The following is a 22,724-nucleotide window of genomic DNA, read 5'->3' on the forward strand; positions in this document are numbered from 1 at the left end:
TTGCTTACCTGCTTTCCTTCCTCATCGTTCATTATTATACCAATCTTCAAGTTCCAATACCATAGTAGCCAGAGATAGTTTTTGTACAGAAATCGGCGGTAATGCACGAATAAACTCAAGCCCATACGATTTAGTTTCGATTCTGCGGTCAAGTACAATGAAAACACCTTTATCTTGTGACGACCGGATTAAACGACCAAACCCTTGTTTGAAACGTAAAATGGCTTCAGGAAGGGATAATTCTGCAAATGAATTCTGCCCTTTTGCTTGTAAATAGCCTGCTCTCGCTCTAAATGTTGGCTCGTCGGGTGAGGAAAATGGCAGGCGCACAACAATAACAGACGCCAGTCCGTCTCCTGGCACATCGACTCCTTCCCAGAAGCTGTTTGTACCAAATAGAACGGATTGATTAAACTTCTGAAAAGCTTTTAATAAACGCATTCGGCTGCCTGCTGTCACTCCCTGGGCAAACAACATGTAATCTTCAAGCAACCCGCTCTCCTGGATGAGCTCTACTGTTTCCCGAAGCATCTGCTGCGAAGTGAAAAGCACAAAGCATCTTCCTTCTGTTGTCCTTACTGTTTGCGTAACGGCATGAGCAACCGCTTCGATATAGTCTGATTGACTGACAGACTGAATATCCGGCATATCGGTTACAACAAAGGCCTTCGCTCCATTGAAATAGGAAGGCGGCGCCTGCAGCACTTCTAGCTTCACGTCTCTTGAAATACCTAATTGATCCGTAATGAAATAAATATTGTGAGGTACCGTCATTGTCCCGGAAGTCCAAACTATCCCTACTTTGTTTCGGTAATGGCTAAATAGCCGCTCAATGATGGAAGTTACCTGAATCGGTTTTTTCATTAACTGAATGGAGCTTGGCATACTGCGTTTATCGACTTCTACCCATGTTGAGTAGTGGTCATTTGAACGCAGGAACACATCGTCCCACTGGGCTATGGCAAGTTTGTATTCACGTACCCAAAAACGCCACTCATCCAGAAGATAGACATGCTCCGGCGCCAAATCATCCACACTGCTTTCAAATTGTGTTGCCACTTCCTCTGCCATGTCAATCCAACGTTGTACAGCCGATGAAAATTGCTCGAACTGTGTTCGGTCAATTGCGAGCTCGTCTAAAAAGAACGATATTTTCATCTCTCGCTTGTTGATTGAGTGCAGCTTCTGCGTAAGCAACTGCATAAAGTGTTGCATTACTTGATCAAATTTAGTCATCATTTGCATAAAGTTCTTTTCTAATCGCTGCATTACTTGTAATGGGACACGGTGTGACTTAACCGCCGCACGCTGCAGCTTAGTAAATTGGGCATCATCCGTATACAATCCTATTTGTCCAAAAATATATTTCCAGCTTTTAAAAGAAAATAATTTTTCATCATGGGCGATGGCTGCCTGGATGAATTGATGCGCTTCATCAATTACCCATCCCCCAATCTCTTGAAATAACGGCGTTTGGCGTACAAGGTCAGCCAGCATCATCGCATGGTTCGTTAAAATAATATCTGACTGCTCTGCTTTTGCAACCGCCCGCTCATAAAAATCAAATTCTCTCTGAATCATACGGGAATTTTCAGTTTTTCGGATTTTTTCTAAAAACAACTGTCCGCCGCCTGATACATTGAGTTCATCCAGATCCCCTGTCTCTGTTTTTGAAAGCCATACGAGTACCTGCAAGATAACCAATGTTTCGTCATAGGAGTCATCATGCATCATAGAGAGCTGTGAAAAGCGCGCTACATCGACATAATGACTCATGCCTTTTAAAAGCGCGACGCGGATCTTGTCACCTGTAACCCGCTCCAGGCGTGGAATCTCTTCCTGTATAAGCTGATCCATCAAATGGGACGTATACGTACTGATCCCTACCTTGCGATTAGACTTACGTACATAATGATAGATAGGAAGAAGATAAGCGAGCGTCTTTCCAATTCCTGTCGATGCTTCAATAACAACTTCTGTTTGACCATTCAGGCTATCCCATACATGGTCCATCATCTGGAATTGCTGAGGCCGTTCTTCGAAGTTTGGTACTTTTTCTTGTAATCTTTCCATCTTTTCTACCCGGGCGGCAGGATAAGGAAGTGTTTCTGATCCTGCTTCTAGCGTCCTGGAAGGTTTTCTTATCGCTAATTTATGATAAAAAATATGGTGTTCATAATGTTCAACCTTACTACGTTTCAGCTGCAAAGCATCGAAAAATAATTGTGCAAGGTTTGACTTCAGTCTGAATGAGCGCTTATGCATCTGCTGTAAAGTAGTAAGCGGCAATTTTAATAGCTCCTGCCAACATGCTTTTAGAAGCATAGCAGTAGCTTTTGCATCATCATCAGCTCTATGTGCTTTTTCTAAAGGAATACCGAGCTCGCTTGCCAAATCTCCTAATTTATAGCTTAAAGCTGTCGGAAAAACGATTTTTGCGAGCTCCACCGTATCAATCGTTTTCCCGTGCCACTGTGATAAACCTGCCCGCTTGAATTCAGCCTGCAGAAAGGGGAGGTCAAAGTCTGCATTGTGGGCGACAAAAACTGCTCCATCGAGTAATTCATATATTCTATCAGCATGTGCTTCAAACGGAAGGGCATCTTGTACATCTTCGTCTGTAATATTCGTCAGATCCTGAATAAAAAGCGGAATCGGGCGCCCCGGGTGAATGAATGATGTAAAAGTCTTCTCAATACACCAATCCTTCATTATCACAATCGCGATCTGAATCATTCTGTCTCCATTGGCGGGGTTATGACCCGTTGTTTCTAAATCGACAATTGCGTATTTTTGACTTTCCATCATTGCTCTCAACTCACAGTTCTCATAATTATATGCGCATTTTATCATAGAACGCTTTCTCCGGTCATGCTATACATCTAATTAAAAGCGAAAAGTGCAGTTAAAGTCGACTTCCGACTTCTCTGCACCTATTCCCTGTCATCACTATTTTAAATATTCATGTAGCCATTGGGACTTAACCAACAGCAGCTTTTCTTTTAACACCCCATAGTTCCGCTCCTGTGCAAAAATCCTATTACGGAAATAATCAGTTATTTCACTTTCACAACTGACTGCCTCTTGCTCGATGCAGCGTTCCACACTTTTACAAAGCTCTCGTATATCCTGCTTTGTGATCGTCTCTTTTTCTAATTGTTCATAATAAAAGGTCAGTTCCTGCTGCAAATAATATCGGCCGTCTATTTTAGCTGAAAACTCTTTATCCGGCTGAAAGAGGAATCGTTTAATGAACCTATTCAGTTTCCCCGTTGTATATTTGCCGCCCATCTTCATCCCCCCAGTTACTTATTATGTATTAGTACGCATACCCCTTACGTTTGTTTCAAATGATTTTCTTTAATTCTGCCTGTACAATGACAAGGAATTGATTAATTTACAAGAAAGCCGTGTAAAAACTATTCATGTTGTTTAAGAAATATGGTCAATCCCTTCAGTATTCGAGCTATATTGTCTAGTAAAAGGCACTATTACTGGACAATTTATGCTTTCTATCATAAGTCGTGCTGTATTTACTAGGTGATTAAACGATTTACATCAAAAATTGAGCATTGATATCTTTCACCCCTCCCTACATATAGAGTGAAGTTTATGATGGTTCGATCTTTTTAAATTAACGACCTTTATTTTTTTTATACTTTCTTCTCTCTAAAGATATGCTAAATTGCTTATGTTTTTGCAATAACATAAATCAAGAGTATTAACTCGGAGCAAACTGTGTGCTAAAATCCTCTGCGTTCCTACAATACAAAAAAGCGTTACCCCAAAGGGTAACGCTTGATTATATATAGTTCGAGCAGGGGCTCATCTTCCCTGCTCTATAGCAAAAGCTTCCCAGCAAGTCCGTGCTGTTAGTGGATGCTTTTGTTGTAAAGCCAATGCTTTACATAGGTTGTTTGGCACCTAAATACTATCTTAACATAAAATTTATCACCTGACAATGCACCAGCGGTTTAATAGCCCTATATTGCGAAACAACTGACAAATATAAAAAATCCCCGAAAATCTTGTTTCCGGGGAGGTTTTCATTATGAAATCTGTTTTTCTTTTTTAAACACCCATTTCCTCTGTACTACAAAAGCTAATAGAAACAAGGTCGTATCAACAAGTATCTTTAAGATGATCTCCCCGTTCTGAAGCCATTCACTATATAGCAGCTGAACCGAACCAGCAGAAGTGATCATAATGAAAGCAGCCAATAAATAGTATCTGTAAAGGGATTTCCTGGACCCGCTTTTAAAGACAGTATGGCGATTTATATAATAATTAAAGAGAGATGATAAAAGTCTCGCCAGAATAGTAGCGATAATCAGAAACGACATAGGTGCTACAATCTTAAATACTTTAGCAAATAACATGAATAATACCAAATCGATTAAAAAAGAGGCACCACTTGTCATGGCGTATAGAAAAAATATCTTATATACCTGGAAGGAATCATGCAATGGGCGAAAATGTGATGACTTATTCCCCTCCAAATAGACTGTATCAATCGGGACTTCCGCAATTGGGATTTTCAAGTCTTTTAATTTCGCCAGCACGTTCATCTCGTACTCAAAGCGTTCGCCCTCAATTGACAAAAGCTGCGGCAAATATTTTGTTGGAATTCCTCGAAGGCCTGTTTGTGTGTCGCTTAAGCGAGTGCGCGTCATGATACGATAAATAATTTTCGTGCATTGGTTACCAAATCGCGAGCGAAGAGGAACATTTTTATACGAAAAATCTCGAGACCCTAAAATAAGAGCATCATCAGATTCATTTAGTGAGTGAATAATGTTCATAATGTCCTTTGTAAGATGCTGCCCATCCGCATCAATTGTAACAACTCCTCGTAACTCCGGATGCTCATTGTAAATATAATGAAAAGCCGTTTTCAGCGCTCGCCCTTTTCCTTGATTAACCGCGTGGCGCAATATCGTTACTTGCCGAAAAGTATCTAGCTTATTGAAGACATAGCTTGCATCGCTGCCGTCATCCACCACTATAATCGGACCCGTGTGTACTTGTACAAGTTCTTCAATTACTCGAATGGCTTTTTCATCTGGTTGATATGCCGGCATTATGATTCCGATTTCATTCATTTTGTCACCATCCTTCAATACTGTACTATCCTATTACCCAACCTCTTTAAAACATATTCAATTTGTGACAACTTATTGATATGTATCTATTTCCTTATTTTCATCAAAATAGCGTGATGGTACACTAGTAGTTAGTTTATTAAATATAGAGGAATATTATGCGCATTCAATTAGCTTGTTACCTGCTTTTACTATTAAGTCTACCGTTAATACTAGCCAGCTGGCTGCCAAACGACGGGTATGACGACCCATATATTTTGATTTTGGGAACGAAAGTAAATGAAGATGGTACTCCATCCGTTTTGCTGAAAAGTCGTTTAGATGCCGCAATCGCTTATGAAGATGATGATGTTACGTATATTGTGAGTGGTGCCGGGGAAGCAGATGTGATGAAAACCTATTTGTTGGAAAACGGCATTGAAGAAAAAAATATCATTGTAGAAGATCAAGCCGCCAATACATATGAAAACATATTATTTTCCGTTGAATTACTACCAGAGGATCACTCTTCTTTTACGATTATTTCAAGTGACTTCCATGTATATCGCGCACAAGCCATGGCTTCATCTCTTGGATACAATGTAGATGTAGTAAGTGCCAAAACGCCTTTTTCAGACCGTTTCTATTGGCAGATCAGGGAAGTAGCTGCCCTCGTAAAATACTGGATTATTGGATATTAAAAGGGCTGTCTGAACGCTAGTTCAAACAGCCCTTAAAACATAGTTGGCAAAAATTCAGATTTAAACCTATCATTCTTCCGCAGCCAGATTTTCAATATATCACGATGTGTGAGTAATTTACGGCGCCTTTGGAATCTTTTCTTTACGTCCAAAAGGCTCTCCAGCAGCATCCGTGTTTCCGGGAGACATTCATCCGGCTCTACCAGCACATCCAATGCAAAATTGATGAGACCCGCGCTTTGAACAGAGGCAAGCAACTTTGCAAATAACTGCCCCATCTCTACTATGCTTTCTTCTACTTCTAATTCCATCAGTCGAAATAGAGAATCTTCTATTTCTTTTTCCAGTGCTGCTAGATTTGTTTCCATTCTACCCCCTCCTATAGTCCCCAATTATAGCAAATATCGGACTAGTGAGCGAATTTCGTGTTTAAAAAGGGACGCCCTCCATTTACTGCAGGCTCCCCCCTTCTCTTTTATAATTTATCATTATTTACTTTTTATGAATTGCCTTACCAAATACAGCACTCGCCGCATCACCGATATGCTCGCTTACTGTTGGGTGCGGGAAAATCATACGCGCTAGATCCTTGACAGAACCTCCCGTAACTTTAGCAGCCAGCATGGCATTGATCATCTCAGTGGCACCGTCTCCTACAACGCAGGCACCATAGATATCCCCTTCCGGACTTGCGACAAACTTCATAAATCCTTGCGTATTCCCCTCCAATAATGCTTTCGGGTTTGTCGGCAAATACATCTTTGTCACAATGGCGTCTGCCGGTGCTTCGTGCTCCAGCATGCCGAATGTAGCAATTTCCGGATGAGTATATACACACCTTGGAATTTCTTGTTGATTAATGACCCGAGGATATTTCCCTAAAATATAATCGACAGCATGAATTCCTTCTGCGCTCGCAGAGTGTGCCAGCTGGAACCCTCCAACTAGATCCCCTATGGCAAAAATATCTGGAATGCTTGTTTCATAATGATTGTTCACAGAAATCAAACGCCCATCCATTGCCAGGTTCAGTTCCTTTGCAATTTCTATATTCGGCCTGCGTCCCGTAGCAAATAATAGATTTTCATAGGTAAAAATACCGCGTGAAGTATGGATCTCACGGCCACGTATCTCTTCGAATTTAAAATCCGTAATCAGCTCGATTCCAAGTTTCTTCATATTCTCCATAATGATAGGCCGGGCATCGGGCTCTTCTGTCTGCAAAATTTCATTGCTATGGTTCAATACAGTAACCTTTGTTCCCATTGGTGCTAGAGCAAAGGCCATCTCAATAGCAATAACTCCACCGCCGATTATCGTCAGCTGCTTTGGCAGTTCCTTAATATCGAAAAAAGTATCTGTGGTATAATAATCAGCCGTTTCAATTCCTTTGAATGGCGGGACGAAAGGATGACTGCCTGTTGCCAGAATGACTTTGTTTGCCTTGAATGATTCCTCACCTACCGATATGATTCGATCCTCAGAAACTTTTGCTTCTCCATAAATAAGGTCAATTTGCGCGTTTTCAACAAAGCCCTCAATATTTCGCAGTAGTTCCTCAATCACTGCATCCTTGCGTCTCATTAACTTGGGAAAATCGATATTAATTGTAGGTACCGTAATGCCCCAATCCGTTCCCCGGCGGATTTCCTGCACCAATTTACTATGCTCAAGCATAATTTTCGAAGGAATGCAGCCCACATTATAACAGGCGCCGCCCACTTTATTTCTTTCTACAAGCACTACCCGCATGCCGCTTTTTGCTGCATGGATAGCAGCAATATAACCACCTGGCCCAGCACCGATAACAGCTAAATCATACATAGTCATTTAAGATCACCTCGTTTTTACGATACCATTTGCTGCCTCTAAATGCCAACGACAATCCCAGTTATTTACCTTTTTCTGTCATAATCTGTTTATATAATCGACATTGTCCAATATTCAATATTCCGTTAGTTACTTTATACATGAACAGAACGTATTACATACTAAATCAATTGTGTCATTATGTGCTTACATTCTTTGGCAAGCAAAATGGACCTTTCTACAAAAAACGGCTCCCCATAGGGAAGCCGTTCTTGCTTTATAACACACCTATAATAATACATAACCAAGCTGCAAGCTGCAGGAGTCCCCCAATTGGTGTAATGGCTCCTAGCTTACGGATTCCAGTTAAGGACAATATATATAAGCTTCCGGAAAAGATCAATGATCCTAGGAACATGCACCATGTAGCTGCAGACAATAGTCCTGATTGACCTACGATATGTATAAGAAGACCAACTAAAATTAGACCTAACGCATGGTACATTAAATAGCGGCACGCTGTCTCCCAATTATCAGCATACTTCTGCTCCTTAAACTTATCTTTCAGTGCGTGCGCACCAAATGCTCCAAAGGCAACTGCTACAAAAGCCATTGAAGCGCCTAAAATAATGGCTAGTTTCATAAAAACACTCCTTTTACTCATGCTCCATATATGATAGCACATCCTTCATAGAAGGAAGAGCGGTCATTGCTCCGATTTCTGTACAAACAAGAGCTCCTACAATATTACTGAACCTCGTTAACTGCTTAAATTTATGGAAATCAATATCTTTTAGTGTCGGATAATCAGAAATACATTTTAACATAGCACCTACAAATGCATCTCCTGCCCCCGTCGTGTCTATCGGATCTATATCGATGCTTTTAATCACGGCTTCCTCTACCCCATTAGAAATCCATGTCCCTTGATCTCCTTTCGTCACCGCAAACCATTTACCCTGAGGCACCCTGCGGCCGAAGCGAGCAAACTCCTCCTCGCTCATTTTAACAAAGTCAGCCATGTCGATACACGTACGTACTCGTTTGTCATATTCCTCCTCCTTTCCTTTCCAAAGATCGTATCTATAATTTGGATCGAAGGAGATAAACACTCCTTGTTTTCTCAGCATCTTCATAATATTCATATACGTATCGTAGAAAGGACTAGAAAGCAGTGCAGTAGCGGATCCAAAATGGGCAACTCCTATATCCTGCTGTTCAATTTTCACTTCATTCATGACGAGCGTTTCATCAGCACCTCGATTGAACATGAAATCCCGTTCTCCTGCTGCTGTACGAGATACAAACGCAAGAGTCGTAGGCGTTTCCCCTCTCACCAGCAGCGACGTATTAACGCCTGCTTTTGTTAACTCCTGTTCCAAAAAATCACCGAATGCATCTTCCCCAACTTTCCCGCAAAATGCTGCCTGCCCTCCTAGTTTGGCAATCGCAGCGCATACATTTGCCGGCGCTCCCCCAGCCTGCTTTATAAAATGACTCCCTTCTGCTAGATTGATATTCGTCTCTGTACAAAAGAAATCGACCAGAAGTTCTCCTACACATAATATTTTCTTCACTTTATCACCTCTATTATCATCTTACCCTTTCACAAAAAAATTGAATAGAACGTTAGGTTTGTTTTTTTAGCCTGCGGGAATAGGCAATAAAAAAGGAGTGTGTCTATGAAAAACGGAATAATAATCCTTATAACTTCTTTCATACTTGGAAGCCTGTTATTTCCTGCCGCCGCAGGAGCAGTGGAGGCGCCTGTAGAGAATGAGAGCGGCCTTAGCAGCATGTATGGTGTAAATGGAGAGTACGAAATATACAGCGTGGATAATATAGAAATCCCCGCTTCTAACAATCCAGAACTATTAGAACGGGAAAAACAGTATGTCAACGCATCAAAACAAACAGTTTTTTTAAAAAACTCTCAAAATACAGTACCAGTTTGTCAAAAAAATATGACGCAATTTACCTTTACCTCGAACAACACCATACATACTAAATGTAAGAATAAACTTCTAACCGTTACTAATATCATTAGAGAGCGGATTTTGTTACGGGTCGCCCATATTTCTGCAACTCAAAAATAACTGTTATGAATAATAAAGGACTATTTATTGCTTTATCAAAATCGTTTTTACAGTAAACTACACAGCTAACGTTCCATTTTTTCATCAATTAAGAAAAACCACTATGCGACCTCCTGTCATAGCGGTTTTTCTCCGTCCTTGTCTTCCTTTTGACAGATTGAGTTAACGCCTCTTTCTAAGACTGAATTTCTACAGCCCCTGATATCTCAGTTCCCTGTAGGGCCTGGGTAGCCAGACGGTCTGCTTCATTGTTTTCCTTTCTCGGTACAAGTTGATATTCAGCCTTTAGTCCAAGCGCACGTAATTTATCTTCAATTTTATCCGCCCATCCGGACAAGTTTTTTTCATATGCCGGCCACTCTCCGTTCAGCTGATTAATAACTACCTGGGAATCCCCAATTACCCGAATAGTCTGATGATGTACATCCATAAGATCTAATTCGACAAGGGCAAGATGGAGTGCTGCATATTCTGCTTCATTATTGGAATCCAGCCCTGATACATAAGCATTACGACGCAGACGGTGCGATTTCCCATTCTTTTCATAATAAACAGCTACCCCAAGTCCTGACGCTTTTGTCTGGATATCAAATCCTCCATCAAAATAAACGGTTATGTTATGCGGCTCTGTTTCCATTTCTTTTAAATACTTTTTCAGTTCCTTAATCATCCAGGTACTATCATACTCATCAATGATTTCTAATAACTGGACACGGCCTGTCTTCTCAATATCTTCGGCAAGCATCAATGCCTGGGCTGGAGGCATTGCCTCAGAGCGAAATGTCGCAATTGCTCCATTCGGTGCTTTGTACGTCCATTCAAGCGTTAATTTCATAAAATGCACACCTCCCGTATATTTCCTTTATTATAACAAAAAAGCCATCCTTCATACGTGAAGGATAACTGATGACAGCGTTTATTATTACTGTTCTCCCTAAATGTCTATAAAAGAATTGTTAGCGGTAATATGATATCTAAAATGCATGCACTGATCGCTGAGGAAACAGCGCTTCCTCGTACATTTCACATACCGACTCCTTCTGCTGGGCAATTCGATGACTTAAATGAGGCGATTATTAACGCGTTAATCAAGCATATTGACTGGATATTGATTGAAGCAGAAAATTAACTTGCTCCTTTACATCTTCTTTCTTTTAGAATCGCATAATAAAACCGGGGCAGCCTTTTTATTGATGAGCTGTCCCGGTTTTGTTTTTTCTCCTACTATACGCTTTTTAATACTGTTAATTGTACGTTGGATGGACTAGTTAGACTAGCCGTTTAAGATTCAGCCTCACATTCGAGAGTCTAAGCATTAAGCCCTTTTTCCTCCGCAAGCATTTCATGAAGATACGCGATGATCTCTCTTATACCTTCCAAGGAATTGACGAGCACTTTTGGGTCTACACATGTAATCATTCGGCTTTCTAGATTAGCTACTGCCGTGAAATAGGCCGTTTTTGCATAATTGACAAGACCTACTTGTTTTAGAACTTGAGGCTCAAAATCTAGAATCTCACGAGCATCTGAAACGACAAGCCCATAGTTGACAACATCCGTATTCAAAATAATGATGCGTACCTGCTCGCCAGTACTTGAGCGGTTGTACAGAATGCGCTGGAAGTCAATAACCGGAATAAGTTCCCCGCGTGCTCTTGTAAACCCTAACAGGTAGTTCGGTAAATGTGGAATCGGGGTGATATGTTCTAACTTTTCAATAGATACAACCTGCTCAACGGGGACGGCATATTCTTCCTGCCCGCAAGCAAATACAACTGATTTTTCAAATCCCACTGCAATTCCCCTCTCTTATTCCGCTGCAAATTTTACGATTTCTACTAAATAATCAGCAAGCTTCTCCAGCTCTTTAATTGGCATACGCTCATTTGTCGTATGAATCTCTTCATAACCAACCGCAAGATTGACTGTTGGAATGCCAAAACCTGCAATGACATTCGCATCGCTTCCTCCGCCTGAAATACCTAAAACAGGCTCTCGGTCAACCGCACGTGCTGCTTTCATCGCTACTTGGACAACTTTATCCGATTCAGCGGCCCGGAATCCCGGATACATTAATTTTACATCCACCTCAGCTCGGCCGCCAAGTTCTTGTGCAACCGTTTCGAATGTTTCTTTCATATGCTTCGTCTGCGCATTCAACTTGCTCTCGTCAATGGAACGTGCCTCTGCTAAAATATTTACTTCATCACAGACGATATTAGTTGCCTGGCCGCCTTCAAAGCGTCCAATATTAGCAGTTGTTTCTTCATCTAAACGTCCTAGCTTCATCTTGCTGATGGCTTTTGCTGCGAGTGTAATGGCCGAAATCCCTTTTTCAGGCGCTACGCCTGCATGAGCTGTTTTCCCGATAATTTTTGCTTCGATACGCGCCTGGAATGGAGCAGCCGTTACAATGCCCCCCACTTCTCCATTACTATCTACAGCAAAACCGTATTTTGCAATAATCATAGAAGGATCTAGCTCTTTTGCACCTGCCAGACCACTCTCTTCTCCGGCTGTAATGATGAACTGGATTGTACCATGTTCAATATTTTGTTCCTTCAATCGGCGTGCCATTTCAAATAATGCGGCCATACCCGCCTTATCATCTGCACCTAAAATCGTTGTGCCATCTGAATAGATATAGCCGTCTTCACGAATTTCCGGCTTAATGCCTTTACCCGGCACAACAGTGTCCATATGGACTGTAAAGTAAATTGGCTCTACAGCAAGGGAACCTTTTAATGTAGCAATGATATTCCCTGCTCCATGGCCATTTCGCAGATGAGCATCATCCTGCACAACTTCAAAGCCCATATCCTCTAATTTTTTCACAAGAATCGGTGCAATGATTTCCTCATGTTTTGTTTCCGAGTCAATTTGCACAAGCTCTAAAAATTCTTCCACTAATCGAGTAGTCATATGTTACTCTCCTTTTCGTTTATCTGATACGGAACTATTTTACTCCTGTCTCCTTGTTAAAACAATCTTTCCCTCTATTTGAAATTAATTGTGACTTTTCAGCAGCTAATTCATCCTGCTTCTCTACTGCCTGCTCCAACTTCTTTTTCAGCTCATTCAAAGTGTTGGCCACATCATCTAAAACACGTCTAATCTGATTCGTTGATGTAGCAATTTTCGAATGAATGGACCATGCAGAGAAAATATCATCAAAAAAGTAATCAGCGAACTTTACAAATCCATCTGTTTCAATTTGAAGTGTGTCATGTCTCATTTCCTGAACATCAAGGAGTTCATTTTGAAAACGCTGCAGTGCTCGCTGGGCACTATGTATATAGCTGTTTGATTTATCCAGCTCCTGGTGCTTTAATGCTGTGGCAATAACTCCTCCCCCGAGAAAGGTGTCCCATGCGGAGTAGCTGCTCGCCGTATTTAATGCCTCGTTTGCTTCTATTAACTTTTTCTGCGCTTCCCTTCCCGCTTCAATGGCTTCCGTAATTTCAATGATCAGCTGCTGCACTAACAATTCCTGCTCTACAAGATCATTTAATCTATCTGCCATTTGCGGATCGTTGGCCATATAGTAAATCTGAATTTTGTTTTCCATGCTTTTTATTTGTTCTACTATATCTGCTTCATTGATGGCTTTTATTTTATCAACTAGATCACTTATCTCATCAGTTAAATCTTTTTGAATAAGCTGGGATTCAATTAACCTAAGTTCCTTTTCTGCAATACGGTCGTATCCTTCTTCCAGCAGCTTATCCTGCTTTCCAGTCCATGTGCGGAATAAATTGACGAAAGAAAAGTTTTCTAATTTATTTAACCTCTTTCGTGCTTCTCTTAAGCTTTGCTCATAGTTTTCAATATCATTTTCAACATGACTAATCTGAGTATCTATTATTTCTTTTTGCTTTTTCAGCTTTTCAAGTTTCTTCAGTTGTCTTTTATCATCCTGAAGCTTGTGCTGCATCTCTGTTAGCTCCATTTCTTTTCCTCCTTTTTACCATTGTACTGGTTATTCCTGATAAAGGAAAAGAAGAAAGCAATAGCGCAATTCTTACTTTCTGTTTTCTTTTCACCAAAGAATACTCAGGTAACTTATTGTTTTAAACGCTTTGCGGGACGACCCTTTCGCTTTTCTTGCGACACCCCCTCCCACTGTTACTATGTAAAAAATGTCGCAGAAGCACTTAATCGTATAGCATGTTTATATTCCGTTCATAGAAATTAAAAATCGCCCTCATTCAGAGAGCGATTTAACAGACTGCTTACCTTATAGAGGGATATTGCCATGTTTTTTATATGGACGATCCTCTTGCTTCGTAGAAAGCATATCCAATGCCTGAATCAGCTTAATACGTGTTTCGCGCGGATCGATTACATCGTCTACCATACCGCGTGACGCTGCAACATAAGGGTTTGCAAACTTCTCTTTATATTCTTCAATTTTTTGTGCACGTGTTGCTTCAGGGTCGGCCGATTTTGCAATTTCACCTGCGTGGATGATGTTTGCTGCCCCGGCAGCTCCCATCACTGCGATTTCTGCATTTGGCCAAGCAAAGACTAAGTCTGCACCGATCGATTTCGAGTTCAATGCTACGTATGCTCCTCCATATGCTTTACGTAGAATAACAGTAATTTTTGGCACTGTTGCTTCTGAGTAAGCATAAAGGATTTTCGCACCGTGTCGAATAATACCGCCGTGTTCTTGTTTAACACCTGGGAAGAAGCCTGATACGTCTTCAAATGTAATAACTGGTACATTAAACGCATCACATGTGCGGACAAAGCGAGCCAGCTTATCAGATGAATCAATATCTAAACCACCTGCAAGGAATTTAGGCTGGTTACACACAAGCCCAACTGATTCACCCGCAATGCGAGCAAAACCCACTACAATATTTTTCGCAAATTCTTTTTGTACTTCCATGAATGAGCCTTCATCTACTACAAGCTCAACTACTTTGCGAACATCGTAAGATTTCGTCTGATCGATTGGCACCACATCCACAAGCTCTGAGCGATATTCATCTCCGCCAGTATATTCTGCTTTCGGTGCTTTCTCCTTATTGTTTTGCGGCAAGTAAGAAAGCAGGTCTTGAATTTGTTTAATCGCTTCCTCTTCGTTTGCTGCGCGGAAGTGTGCATTACCAGAAACCGAATTATGAACCTTTGATCCGCCAAGACCTTCAGATGAAATTTTCTCACCAGTTACCGTTTCAATAACTTTTGGACCCGTGATAAACATTTGTGATGTTTTGTCCACCATTAAAATAAAATCAGTGATTGCCGGCGAGTATACAGCTCCACCCGCACAAGGCCCCATAATAACAGAAATTTGCGGAATGACACCAGAGTAGATTGAGTTACGGTAGAAAATGTGACCATACCCATCCAATGAAAGTACACCCTCTTGAATACGCGCACCGCCCGAGTCATTAATTCCGATGAATGGCGTACCGTTTTTCGCTGCTAAATCCATAACTGTAGCGATTTTTTTCGCATGCATTTCTCCAAGTGCTCCCCCGAACACTGTGAAATCCTGTGCAAATAAATACACATTGCGTCCATTGATTTTACCAAAGCCCGTAACTACGCCATCACCTGGTCCTTCTAATTTGTCCATACCGAAGTCAACCGTACGGTGAGTAATAAATGGGTTGATTTCCACAAAGGAACCTTCATCTAGTAACATATCAATACGCTCGCGTGCAGTCATTTTGCCTTTTTCGTGCTGCTTTTCAATACGTGTGTCCCCGCCGCCTAATTCAATAATGCCTTTACGGTCATACAATTCATTAATTTTATCAAACATATCTAGAGTAATCGTCATTATTATTGTTCCCCTTTTCCACTTTTATCACATAATTCGTATAGCACGCCGAAAGAATCTTTCGGATGCAAGAACGCCACCTCAGCGCCGCCAGCTCCTGGACCAGGCTCCTCGGAAAGAAGACGGACTCCCTTTTCTTTCAGCTCAGCCATACGTTCACGGATATTTGTTACGCCAAAAGCAACATGATGGATTCCTTCCCCACGCTTCTCTAAAAATCCATAAATAGCACTTTTTTCACTCATCGGTTCCAAAAGCTCAATTTTCACGTTGCCTGCATCGATGAATGCCACTTTTACCTGCTGAGACTCCACTTCCTCGACTTTTAAAAGCTTAAGTCCGAGCGTCTCCGTGTAATATGTAATACGTTCATCAAGATTTTTTACTGCGATTCCAATGTGGTCTACTTTTTCCATTATGAAAACTCCCCTTAAAAGCGGCATCAGCCACTTAGACTTAACGATACTACTTGAGAATTTTTAGAAATTTGATACACTATTTAAAGATAAAAGAAGGAGCGAGTTTAATGAGCAATAAGAAATTTCAAAAGATCGTTGTATACACAATGGTAATCATTATGCTAATTTCAACGATTGCTATGGGTGTGGCAATGATTGGTTAAGATGGATGCAGCCGCATCCATCTTTTTATTTCATCCCCTTGAAAGATTGCTTGATCGCTAGATAAGCATCCATTTCCTCAATAAACTGATACAAGGCGGCCATTGCTAAAAATGTGTGATGGTCATCAGGCAACGGCATCTTAGCAAACTCTACTTTTACCTCTTCTAACTTTTCTCTATAATGACTTGCTGTATTTCCAGAATGTATGTTTTCGCTTAAATCTTCCATAAAAACAGATATTAATTCTGCCTGTTGTACTATAACAGGCAGGGCAGTAATTTTCGGCAGCACCCTCTCGATAATCTCTAACTGTTTCTCTCTCATATCGAAATAAAGATAAAAAAGGTTAGCCTTTCGTGTGAGATGATTTTCAACATCATGGAATGCCAGTGCCTTTGCCTTATTTAATACTTCAACTGCCTCAACCAGTTCCTTCCCGTCCCAAAGTGTGTCGCCTTCCTTTAAATATTTCGCAATTTCAGAAAATATTTTTTTGTAAAGCGCCTCTATTTTTTGACGATAATAGTTCAGCTCTGGTTGAATATCCGGCATATACATATTAACTAGCAGCCCCACTGAATAGCCAATCGCCATTAGTGCAAGCTCATTATAGAGAAGCTCTAGCGTAAAATCTGCTACAGAATAAATATGCATGATAATAACAGCACTTGAGACAAATCCAGCTGAGACTTTAAAGGAAACAAGGGTCGGTATAAATAATAGAAGCATCAAGCCAAGCACTACTGGTTGATATCCGAATATTTCGAAAAATAGATATGCAAGAATAATCCCTACAAAGCTTGCTACAACACGGGTATAAACCGCATGAACAGATTTCTTCTTAGTAGGCTGGACACAGAGAATCGTCAGTATCCCTGCTGCACTGAAGAATTGCAGATCAAAGTACTGGGCGATTGCTATCGCAATAGAAGCACCAAGTGCCGTTTTTAATGTGCGATAGCCGATTGAAAACTTTTTCATCGACCGCTCTCCTTATGCTATTGATGGGAGCCCTGCAGTTAGCAGGGCCCGCAGCAATAAACGATTATACTTCGTCGCAGTATTCTTCGAAGTAGCCTTGTAAGTTTGTTACAACGCTGACAGGATCATGTCCTTCAATTTCGTAACGACCAACCTCAGCAACTACCTGACCATCCTTTAACAGAACAAAAGATGGTGATGACGGCAGATGATCTTCACCAAAATGGTAGCGTGCAGCTGCTGTCGCTTCTTTATCTTGTCCTGCAAAAACAGTTACTAAATGGTCTGGACGCTTATCATAATGAACACATGATGTCGCTGCCGGGCGGGCAATGCCTCCTGCACATCCACATACCGAATTCACCATCACAAGCGTAGTGCCTTGGCGGGCAAACGCTGCTTCCACCTCTTCCGGTGTACGTAATTGTTCGTAGCCCGCTGCTTCCATTTCTGCACGAGCTGTTGTTGTAATTTGTTGCATGAATAAATCGTAGTCCATATTCATCGATTATCGCTCCTTTCACAATACCATTTTATCATAGCAAGTTCCTTATTCCTTGCAAAGTGCTTATTGGAAAGAATCAGACGATTCATAGCGATTTATTCCCAAACTGTTGGGATTGAAGTGTTATTCTTCAAATAACTGGTTTACTCCTTGTGTCACCGTTAAACGTCCGTGTAAAATTGCTTCCTCTAAATTACGTACCTGGGATTTTCGAGACGGGTTTTTATAAAATGAATCAATTAAATGATCCGTAATCATTGAATGGAACCAGTCACGGGTTTGTTCATGCCTGCGCACTGTCCAATAATTTGATTTTTTTATAGTTTCCTCGAATGCCTCCAGCATACGCCACACTTCTTCAAGCCCTGTTCTTTCAAGCGATGAAACAGCAAGCGATGTACTGGCCCAACCAGGTGTGGATGGCTGTAGGAAGTGTAAAATTTGCTTATATTCCTGTACAGTCCTGCGTGCGGGACGAAGATTATCACCATCCGCTTTATGGACCAAAATAGCATCCGCCAATTCCATAATGCCTTTCTTCATACCTTGCAGCTCATCTCCTGCTCCTGTTAATACAAGAAGCAGGAAAAAATCTACCATGCCGCGGACATATGTCTCACTTTGACCAACCCCAACCGTCTCAATTAATATGACGTCATAGCCAGCTGCTTCACAGAGAAGCATCGTCTCGCGTGTCTTTTTATGAACGCCCCCTAGTGTACCTGCAGAAGGTGACGGACGAACAAACGCATTCTCTTGACGAACCAGCCCTTCCATGCGGGTTTTATCCCCTAGAATACTTCCTCCTGATAAAGAAGAGCTTGGATCAATAGCAAGCACCGCTACTTTTTTCCCGATCTTACATAGCATCGTACCAAATGCCTCAATAAAAGAGGACTTCCCAGCACCCGGTACACCTGTAATGCCTATTCGAATACTCTCGCCGGTAAAAGGAAGCAGCTCTTGTAGTAAATCCTGCGCCTGCTCCTTGTGCCAGGCATTAGAGCTCTCTACAAGCGTAATCGCCTTAGAAAGCGAAGTACGGCTGCCCGTACGCACCTCGCTTGCCAGAGTAGGGATATCAAGCTGCTCTTGCTTTTTTTTACGGAATCGTTTCGGTGATGACTGACTCATACCATCATGACCGCCTTTCACACCTTCCATTACAATTAAGCCTTTCTCTTCCATCCCTTTGAAATATTCCATTAGTTGGCCACTTCCTCATAGCCTAACTGTTTGTAAATTTCCTCAATTAATTTTTGAGCCGCTACTGGTATAACTGTGCCCGGACCGAAGATGGCTTTTGCTCCAGCTTGGTAAAGGAAATCATAATCTTGGGCTGGAATTACACCGCCACAAATGACGATGATGTCTTCACGCCCTAATTTTTTCAGTTCAGCAATCAATTCCGGCACCAATGTTTTATGTCCTGCTGCAAGTGAAGAAACGCCTACACAATGGACGTCATTTTCTACAGCCATCTGAGCCGTTTCAGCAGGTGTCATGAATAGTGGAGAAATATCCACGTCAAAGCCAAGATCTGCATAGGCCGTTGCTACAACTTTTGCCCCACGGTCATGGCCGTCCTGCCCCATTTTTGCAACCAGAATACGAGGACGGCGCCCTTCGTTCTCTAAAAATTCTTCTGTCATCTGTTTTACTTCTGCAATTTGCTCATCATCTGCAAAGTTTGAAGAGTAAACACCAGAGATTGATCGGATGACTGCTTTATGGCGACCCGAAACTTTTTCAATCGCATCAGAAATCTCTCCTAATGATGCACGAGCACGTGCAGCATCCACTGCCACAGTTAATAAGTTTTCAGAGCCATCTTCAGCTGCTTTTGTTAAGCGTGCTAAATGTTTTTGAACCTCTTCTTCATTACGTCCTGCTTTCATTTTTTCCAAACGCTCGATTTGTTTCTGACGCACCACTGTGTTATCAATATCAAGAATATCGATTGGCTCCTCCTCTGCTAAACGGTATCGGTTTACACCAACAATCGTTTCAGCTTTCGAGTCAATCTTTGCCTGACGTTTCGCTGCAGCTTCTTCAACTTTCATTTTTGGTAAGCCTGTATCGATCGCTTTTGCCATACCGCCAAGCTCTTCAATTTCCTCGATTAGTGCCCAGGCCTTTTCCTGTAGTTCTTCAGTCAATTTCTCTACATAGTAAGAGCCGCCCCATGGATCAATCACTTTCGTCATCCCTGTTTCTTCTTGCAGGAATAACTGCGTATTACGAGCAATACGTGCAGAGAAGTCTGTTGGTAAAGCGATTGCCTCATCTAATGCATTTGTATGAAGAGATTGCGTATGCCCCATTGCAGCAGCATTCGCCTCAATTAATGTCCGTGTAACATTATTAAATGGGTCTTGCTCGGTTAAAGACCAGCCAGACGTTTGAGAGTGAGTACGCAACGCTAATGATTTACTATTTTGTGGATTAAATGTCGACATCATTTGGGCCCAAATTCGACGGCCTGCTCTCATTTTTGCTACTTCCATATAGTAATTCATACCGATTGCCCAGAAGAACGACAAGCGCGGCGCAAATTTATCAATTTCAATACCAGCCTGTAAACCTGTCCGGACATATTCGAGACCATCTGCAAGTGTGTAACCTAACTCGATGTCGTTTGTTGCACCAGCTTCTTGGATATGGTAGCCCGAAATCGAAATGGAGTTAAATTTCGGCATGAATTTGGATGTGTATTCAAAAATGTCTGCGATGATTTTCATCGACATTGCCGGTGGGTAAATGTACGTATTACGCACCATGTATTCTTTTAAAATATCATTTTGAATGGTACCTGCAAGCTTGTCCGGCGTTACTCCCTGTTCTTCTGCAGCAACAATATAGAAGGCAAGAACAGGTAATACCGCCCCGTTCATCGTCATCGAAACAGACATTTGATCAAGCGGAATACCATCAAATAAAATCTTGGCATCTTCTACAGAGTCGATTGCTACCCCGGCTTTCCCAACATCGCCTGTTACCCTTGGATGGTCAGAGTCATATCCACGGTGTGTTGCTAGGTCAAACGCTACCGAAAGACCTTTTTGCCCCATCGCCAAGTTACGGCGGTAAAATGCATTGGATTCCTCTGCTGTCGAGAAACCTGCATATTGACGAACAGTCCAAGGACGCGCAACATACATTGTCGGGTAAGGTCCGCGTGTATTTGGTGCAATACCAGCCAAGTCTTTTGTATGCTTTACATCTTTGATATCCTCTGCATGGTATACGGATTTCACTTCAATGCCTTCATTTGTTAAAAATGCGCCATTTGCTTCTACTTGCTCTGCTTTTAGCACGTCTTCGATTACAACTGATTTAAAGTCTGCGTTCATCGTTGTACCTCCTTCATGCTAGCAGTTAAAGCTTTTAATTTTTCAATAATATTTTGACCAGCAAAAATAAAGCCGTTCAATCCTTGTGAAACCCATATATCCGCTTCCTCTTTGAACTTGCCTGCTGCGTCTAAAATAATGTGAGCCGGCTTGTCAATAAGTAAAGCAGGTACTAGAGTTTTTGTATCCTCATCCGTTGCAGCTATACACACATAGTCGAAGTCTGCTTGTGCTAACCATGCTTTAGCTGCATCAATTGAATCAATTGCGCCAGATTGTTCTGGTATGATACCTGCTGTATTGAAGAATCCTGCTACAAAGTCAGCACGCGGCTTGAAATTCTTTAGTTCGCCAAATGTTAAAATAGCGATTTTGGCATTTGCTGCCGCAAAATCCTTGCGTAAATTTTCAAATGGTATAGCTAAACGCTTTACATCTGTAAATTGGGCATTTTCTTCTACCGATAATTCATCTACTGGATTTGCATAAATATTTGTACCGATTAAAGAATGCTTGCGCGTTTCCACTTCCTTGATCCGTTTCGCATAAACATCTGCAATCTGCTGCGTTAAAGTATCTAAGTAGGCATCAATACCACCCGCTTCTTCAATCTCTAGGAACAGCGACCAGGCGGCCTTTACGTAATCTGCCGTTAATGATTCAATAAAATAGGAGCCACCCGCTGGATCTAATACATTCAAAACCTGAGATTCTTCATTGATGACTAACAACACATTTTGTGCAATACGGATAGAGGTAGGAGTAGGTTTAGATAATACATCATGTGGATGCACCGTAAATACATCTGCCCCTCCGATTGCACCTGCAAATGCTTCGTTGCCAGCGCGTAATAAATTTACATAAACATCAACCTTTGAGAAGCTTCGTACAGAAGTTTCAGCAACAATCGGTACTGCTATCGCTTCTACTCCTATACCAGCTGCAAAAGCTTTCCATAGCACCTTGAAAGCACGAAGTTTTGCAATCTCAGCAAAAAACTGTGTATCCACCGCAAAGTTTACAAAGAATTTAGAAGCGAATTCTTCATATGATTCACTTACTTTCACTTGCTTTGCTGCAAGCGCAAGTGCAATAGCTAACTCCTGTACAGCATTTGCTCCCTCGTTATGATAGGAAACTGTGTTTGCTCCCAATGTACGAACTTTAGGATATTGTTTTAACTCAATTGTGCCTTTGCTTATAATATAACCTTCAACAGTCTTACGTTTGCTCTCTTCGATGGTATCAAATACCTTTAGAAGCGGGTCATTGCTGTTTTCTACCATAAATTTAAATGAATATTCAGTTAAATAATGCGACAATTTTACTATTATTTGCTCGTCTAATCCGAAGGGTAGACGGCTATCTATTGTGATAACCTTATTTCCACGCGATAAGCTATCTTCTAAGTTATTAAAAAATTGCTCAGGTGAGTCGCCAGTAATTTGTTGTGCGATTTGTAGTCCATTCGCCGCCGATAACGTACGGATTGTCGCTACTTGTTTTTCAAGCTGGTCACCAAGTTTCTCTAGTAACATTTCTTGTGTGTATAAAGGCTGCAATGTTACCCCTTCGATTGTTTTCGTGAACAGTGATTCAAACGGTTTGCCTTTTAATGCGTTAGTCGCCTGATCTTGCCATTGCTCATAACTAGCTGCCTGAAATTCAATTTCTTTCATGTTAGTTGACATGTGGACGCTAATCAGCTTCCCCCCTTACTATATTCTACTCAATATTTTACATGAGAATGCGCTTACAAGAAAGTATAAAAATCAAAG

At 41.4% G+C, this 22,724-nt stretch carries 22 protein-coding genes; 4 read left to right on the forward strand and 18 right to left on the reverse strand.

Annotated features, from left to right (window positions below; genetic code table 11):
- Positions 1-21: 21 nt before the first annotated feature.
- The 3 genes from dinG to AA0Y26_RS13640 form a co-directional block, all read right to left on the reverse strand.
- Positions 22-2,808, reverse strand: a complete 2,787-nt coding sequence (gene dinG / locus AA0Y26_RS13630) for an ATP-dependent DNA helicase DinG (protein WP_413362530.1) — start codon at positions 2,806-2,808, stop codon at positions 22-24.
- A gap of 141 nt (positions 2,809-2,949) precedes the next feature.
- A complete protein-coding gene (locus tag AA0Y26_RS13635) occupies positions 2,950-3,291 on the reverse strand; it encodes a hypothetical protein (RefSeq protein ID WP_413362532.1) in 342 nt (113 codons plus the stop codon).
- A 758-nt stretch (positions 3,292-4,049) separates the two neighbouring features.
- On the reverse strand, positions 4,050-5,102 hold the full coding sequence (locus AA0Y26_RS13640) for a glycosyltransferase (RefSeq protein ID WP_413362534.1): 1,053 nt from the start codon (positions 5,100-5,102) through the stop codon (positions 4,050-4,052).
- 158 nt (positions 5,103-5,260) lie between these two features.
- Here AA0Y26_RS13640 and AA0Y26_RS13645 point away from each other — a divergent pair, with 158 nt between their 5' ends.
- A complete protein-coding gene (locus tag AA0Y26_RS13645; protein WP_413362536.1) occupies positions 5,261-5,782 on the forward strand; it encodes a YdcF family protein in 522 nt (173 codons plus the stop codon).
- A 32-nt stretch (positions 5,783-5,814) separates the two neighbouring features.
- On the opposite strand, the gene AA0Y26_RS13650 is transcribed toward AA0Y26_RS13645, so the two are convergent.
- From AA0Y26_RS13650 to AA0Y26_RS13665, 4 genes are all read right to left on the reverse strand, one after another.
- Positions 5,815-6,150, reverse strand: coding sequence for a hypothetical protein (locus tag AA0Y26_RS13650; protein ID WP_413362538.1), 336 nt, complete (start codon positions 6,148-6,150; stop codon positions 5,815-5,817).
- A 124-nt stretch (positions 6,151-6,274) separates the two neighbouring features.
- Positions 6,275-7,612: a dihydrolipoyl dehydrogenase gene (gene lpdA, locus AA0Y26_RS13655; protein WP_413362540.1), complete on the reverse strand. Its 1,338-nt coding sequence runs from the start codon at positions 7,610-7,612 to the stop codon at positions 6,275-6,277.
- A 256-nt stretch (positions 7,613-7,868) separates the two neighbouring features.
- Entirely contained in the window at positions 7,869-8,234 is a 366-nt protein-coding gene (locus AA0Y26_RS13660) for a DUF423 domain-containing protein (RefSeq protein WP_413362542.1), read from the reverse strand.
- 13 nt (positions 8,235-8,247) lie between these two features.
- Positions 8,248-9,168, reverse strand: a complete 921-nt coding sequence (locus tag AA0Y26_RS13665) for a carbohydrate kinase family protein (protein ID WP_413362544.1) — start codon at positions 9,166-9,168, stop codon at positions 8,248-8,250.
- A 105-nt stretch (positions 9,169-9,273) separates the two neighbouring features.
- On the opposite strand from AA0Y26_RS13665, the gene AA0Y26_RS13670 reads away from it, so the two are divergent.
- Positions 9,274-9,687 carry a hypothetical protein gene (locus tag AA0Y26_RS13670; RefSeq protein WP_413362546.1) on the forward strand — a complete coding sequence of 138 codons (414 nt, stop codon included), beginning with the start codon at positions 9,274-9,276 and terminating at the stop codon, positions 9,685-9,687.
- Positions 9,688-9,862: 175 nt separating this feature from the next.
- On the opposite strand, the gene AA0Y26_RS13675 is transcribed toward AA0Y26_RS13670, so the two are convergent.
- Positions 9,863-10,522, reverse strand: a complete 660-nt coding sequence (locus AA0Y26_RS13675; RefSeq protein ID WP_413362548.1) for a reverse transcriptase-like protein — start codon at positions 10,520-10,522, stop codon at positions 9,863-9,865.
- A gap of 144 nt (positions 10,523-10,666) precedes the next feature.
- Between AA0Y26_RS13675 and AA0Y26_RS13680 the strand changes: the two genes are divergently transcribed.
- Entirely contained in the window at positions 10,667-10,816 is a 150-nt protein-coding gene (locus AA0Y26_RS13680; protein WP_413362550.1) for a hypothetical protein, read from the forward strand.
- 179 nt (positions 10,817-10,995) lie between these two features.
- Here the strand turns inward: AA0Y26_RS13680 and AA0Y26_RS13685 are convergent, their stop codons facing one another.
- The 5 genes from AA0Y26_RS13685 to mce all read right to left on the reverse strand — a co-directional run bounded on the left by AA0Y26_RS13685 (position 10,996) and on the right by mce (position 15,900).
- Complete coding sequence (locus AA0Y26_RS13685) at positions 10,996-11,481, reverse strand: chemotaxis protein CheW (RefSeq protein WP_413362552.1); 486 nt, start codon at positions 11,479-11,481, stop codon at positions 10,996-10,998.
- Positions 11,482-11,496: 15 nt separating this feature from the next.
- The gene (locus tag AA0Y26_RS13690) at positions 11,497-12,609 is read right to left on the reverse strand and encodes a M20/M25/M40 family metallo-hydrolase (RefSeq protein ID WP_413362554.1); all 1,113 of its coding nucleotides are present in this window, start codon (positions 12,607-12,609) and stop codon (positions 11,497-11,499) included.
- Positions 12,610-12,643: 34 nt separating this feature from the next.
- Entirely contained in the window at positions 12,644-13,636 is a 993-nt protein-coding gene (locus tag AA0Y26_RS13695) for a hypothetical protein (RefSeq protein WP_413362556.1), read from the reverse strand.
- A 288-nt stretch (positions 13,637-13,924) separates the two neighbouring features.
- Complete coding sequence (locus tag AA0Y26_RS13700; protein WP_413362558.1) at positions 13,925-15,484, reverse strand: acyl-CoA carboxylase subunit beta; 1,560 nt, start codon at positions 15,482-15,484, stop codon at positions 13,925-13,927.
- 2 nt (positions 15,485-15,486) lie between these two features.
- Complete coding sequence (gene mce / locus AA0Y26_RS13705; RefSeq protein ID WP_413362560.1) at positions 15,487-15,900, reverse strand: methylmalonyl-CoA epimerase; 414 nt, start codon at positions 15,898-15,900, stop codon at positions 15,487-15,489.
- A gap of 110 nt (positions 15,901-16,010) precedes the next feature.
- On the opposite strand from mce, the gene prli42 reads away from it, so the two are divergent.
- Complete coding sequence (gene prli42, locus AA0Y26_RS13710) at positions 16,011-16,106, forward strand: stressosome-associated protein Prli42 (protein WP_413362562.1); 96 nt, start codon at positions 16,011-16,013, stop codon at positions 16,104-16,106.
- 25 nt (positions 16,107-16,131) lie between these two features.
- Here prli42 and AA0Y26_RS13715 read toward each other — a convergent pair whose 3' ends face one another.
- The 5 genes from AA0Y26_RS13715 to AA0Y26_RS13735 form a co-directional block, all read right to left on the reverse strand.
- Positions 16,132-17,088 carry an aromatic acid exporter family protein gene (locus AA0Y26_RS13715; RefSeq protein ID WP_413362564.1) on the reverse strand — a complete coding sequence of 319 codons (957 nt, stop codon included), beginning with the start codon at positions 17,086-17,088 and terminating at the stop codon, positions 16,132-16,134.
- A 64-nt stretch (positions 17,089-17,152) separates the two neighbouring features.
- Entirely contained in the window at positions 17,153-17,593 is a 441-nt protein-coding gene (locus AA0Y26_RS13720) for a BrxA/BrxB family bacilliredoxin (protein WP_413362566.1), read from the reverse strand.
- A gap of 123 nt (positions 17,594-17,716) precedes the next feature.
- Positions 17,717-18,799, reverse strand: a complete 1,083-nt coding sequence (gene meaB / locus AA0Y26_RS13725) for a methylmalonyl Co-A mutase-associated GTPase MeaB (RefSeq protein WP_413362568.1) — start codon at positions 18,797-18,799, stop codon at positions 17,717-17,719.
- A complete protein-coding gene (gene scpA, locus AA0Y26_RS13730) occupies positions 18,799-20,946 on the reverse strand; it encodes a methylmalonyl-CoA mutase (protein WP_413362570.1) in 2,148 nt (715 codons plus the stop codon). The genes meaB and scpA overlap by 1 nt, the downstream gene beginning before the upstream one ends.
- The gene (locus tag AA0Y26_RS13735) at positions 20,943-22,625 is read right to left on the reverse strand and encodes a methylmalonyl-CoA mutase family protein (RefSeq protein WP_413362572.1); all 1,683 of its coding nucleotides are present in this window, start codon (positions 22,623-22,625) and stop codon (positions 20,943-20,945) included. Before AA0Y26_RS13735 ends, scpA begins: the two co-directional genes overlap by 4 nt.
- Positions 22,626-22,724: the final 99 nt, after the last annotated feature.

This window comes from Lysinibacillus canaveralius (assembly GCF_047301505.1).
Classification (GTDB): domain Bacteria; phylum Bacillota; class Bacilli; order Bacillales_A; family Planococcaceae; genus Lysinibacillus_B.

Coding starts and splice junctions, on each gene's coding strand:
- dinG (WP_413362530.1), bottom strand. CDS start 2,808: ATGATGGAAAGTCAAAAATACGCAATTGTCGATTTAGAAACAACGGGT.
- AA0Y26_RS13635 (WP_413362532.1), bottom strand. CDS start 3,291: ATGGGCGGCAAATATACAACGGGGAAACTGAATAGGTTCATTAAACGA.
- AA0Y26_RS13640 (WP_413362534.1), bottom strand. CDS start 5,102: ATGAATGAAATCGGAATCATAATGCCGGCATATCAACCAGATGAAAAA.
- AA0Y26_RS13645 (WP_413362536.1), top strand. CDS start 5,261: ATGCGCATTCAATTAGCTTGTTACCTGCTTTTACTATTAAGTCTACCG.
- AA0Y26_RS13650 (WP_413362538.1), bottom strand. CDS start 6,150: ATGGAAACAAATCTAGCAGCACTGGAAAAAGAAATAGAAGATTCTCTA.
- lpdA (WP_413362540.1), bottom strand. CDS start 7,612: ATGACTATGTATGATTTAGCTGTTATCGGTGCTGGGCCAGGTGGTTAT.
- AA0Y26_RS13660 (WP_413362542.1), bottom strand. CDS start 8,234: ATGAAACTAGCCATTATTTTAGGCGCTTCAATGGCTTTTGTAGCAGTT.
- AA0Y26_RS13670 (WP_413362546.1), top strand. CDS start 9,274: ATGAAAAACGGAATAATAATCCTTATAACTTCTTTCATACTTGGAAGC.
- AA0Y26_RS13675 (WP_413362548.1), bottom strand. CDS start 10,522: ATGAAATTAACGCTTGAATGGACGTACAAAGCACCGAATGGAGCAATT.
- AA0Y26_RS13680 (WP_413362550.1), top strand. CDS start 10,667: ATGCATGCACTGATCGCTGAGGAAACAGCGCTTCCTCGTACATTTCAC.
- AA0Y26_RS13690 (WP_413362554.1), bottom strand. CDS start 12,609: ATGACTACTCGATTAGTGGAAGAATTTTTAGAGCTTGTGCAAATTGAC.
- AA0Y26_RS13695 (WP_413362556.1), bottom strand. CDS start 13,636: ATGGAGCTAACAGAGATGCAGCACAAGCTTCAGGATGATAAAAGACAA.
- AA0Y26_RS13700 (WP_413362558.1), bottom strand. CDS start 15,484: ATGACGATTACTCTAGATATGTTTGATAAAATTAATGAATTGTATGAC.
- mce (WP_413362560.1), bottom strand. CDS start 15,900: ATGGAAAAAGTAGACCACATTGGAATCGCAGTAAAAAATCTTGATGAA.
- prli42 (WP_413362562.1), top strand. CDS start 16,011: ATGAGCAATAAGAAATTTCAAAAGATCGTTGTATACACAATGGTAATC.
- AA0Y26_RS13715 (WP_413362564.1), bottom strand. CDS start 17,088: ATGAAAAAGTTTTCAATCGGCTATCGCACATTAAAAACGGCACTTGGT.
- AA0Y26_RS13720 (WP_413362566.1), bottom strand. CDS start 17,593: ATGAATATGGACTACGATTTATTCATGCAACAAATTACAACAACAGCT.
- meaB (WP_413362568.1), bottom strand. CDS start 18,799: ATGGAATATTTCAAAGGGATGGAAGAGAAAGGCTTAATTGTAATGGAA.
- scpA (WP_413362570.1), bottom strand. CDS start 20,946: ATGAACGCAGACTTTAAATCAGTTGTAATCGAAGACGTGCTAAAAGCA.
- AA0Y26_RS13735 (WP_413362572.1), bottom strand. CDS start 22,625: ATGAAAGAAATTGAATTTCAGGCAGCTAGTTATGAGCAATGGCAAGAT.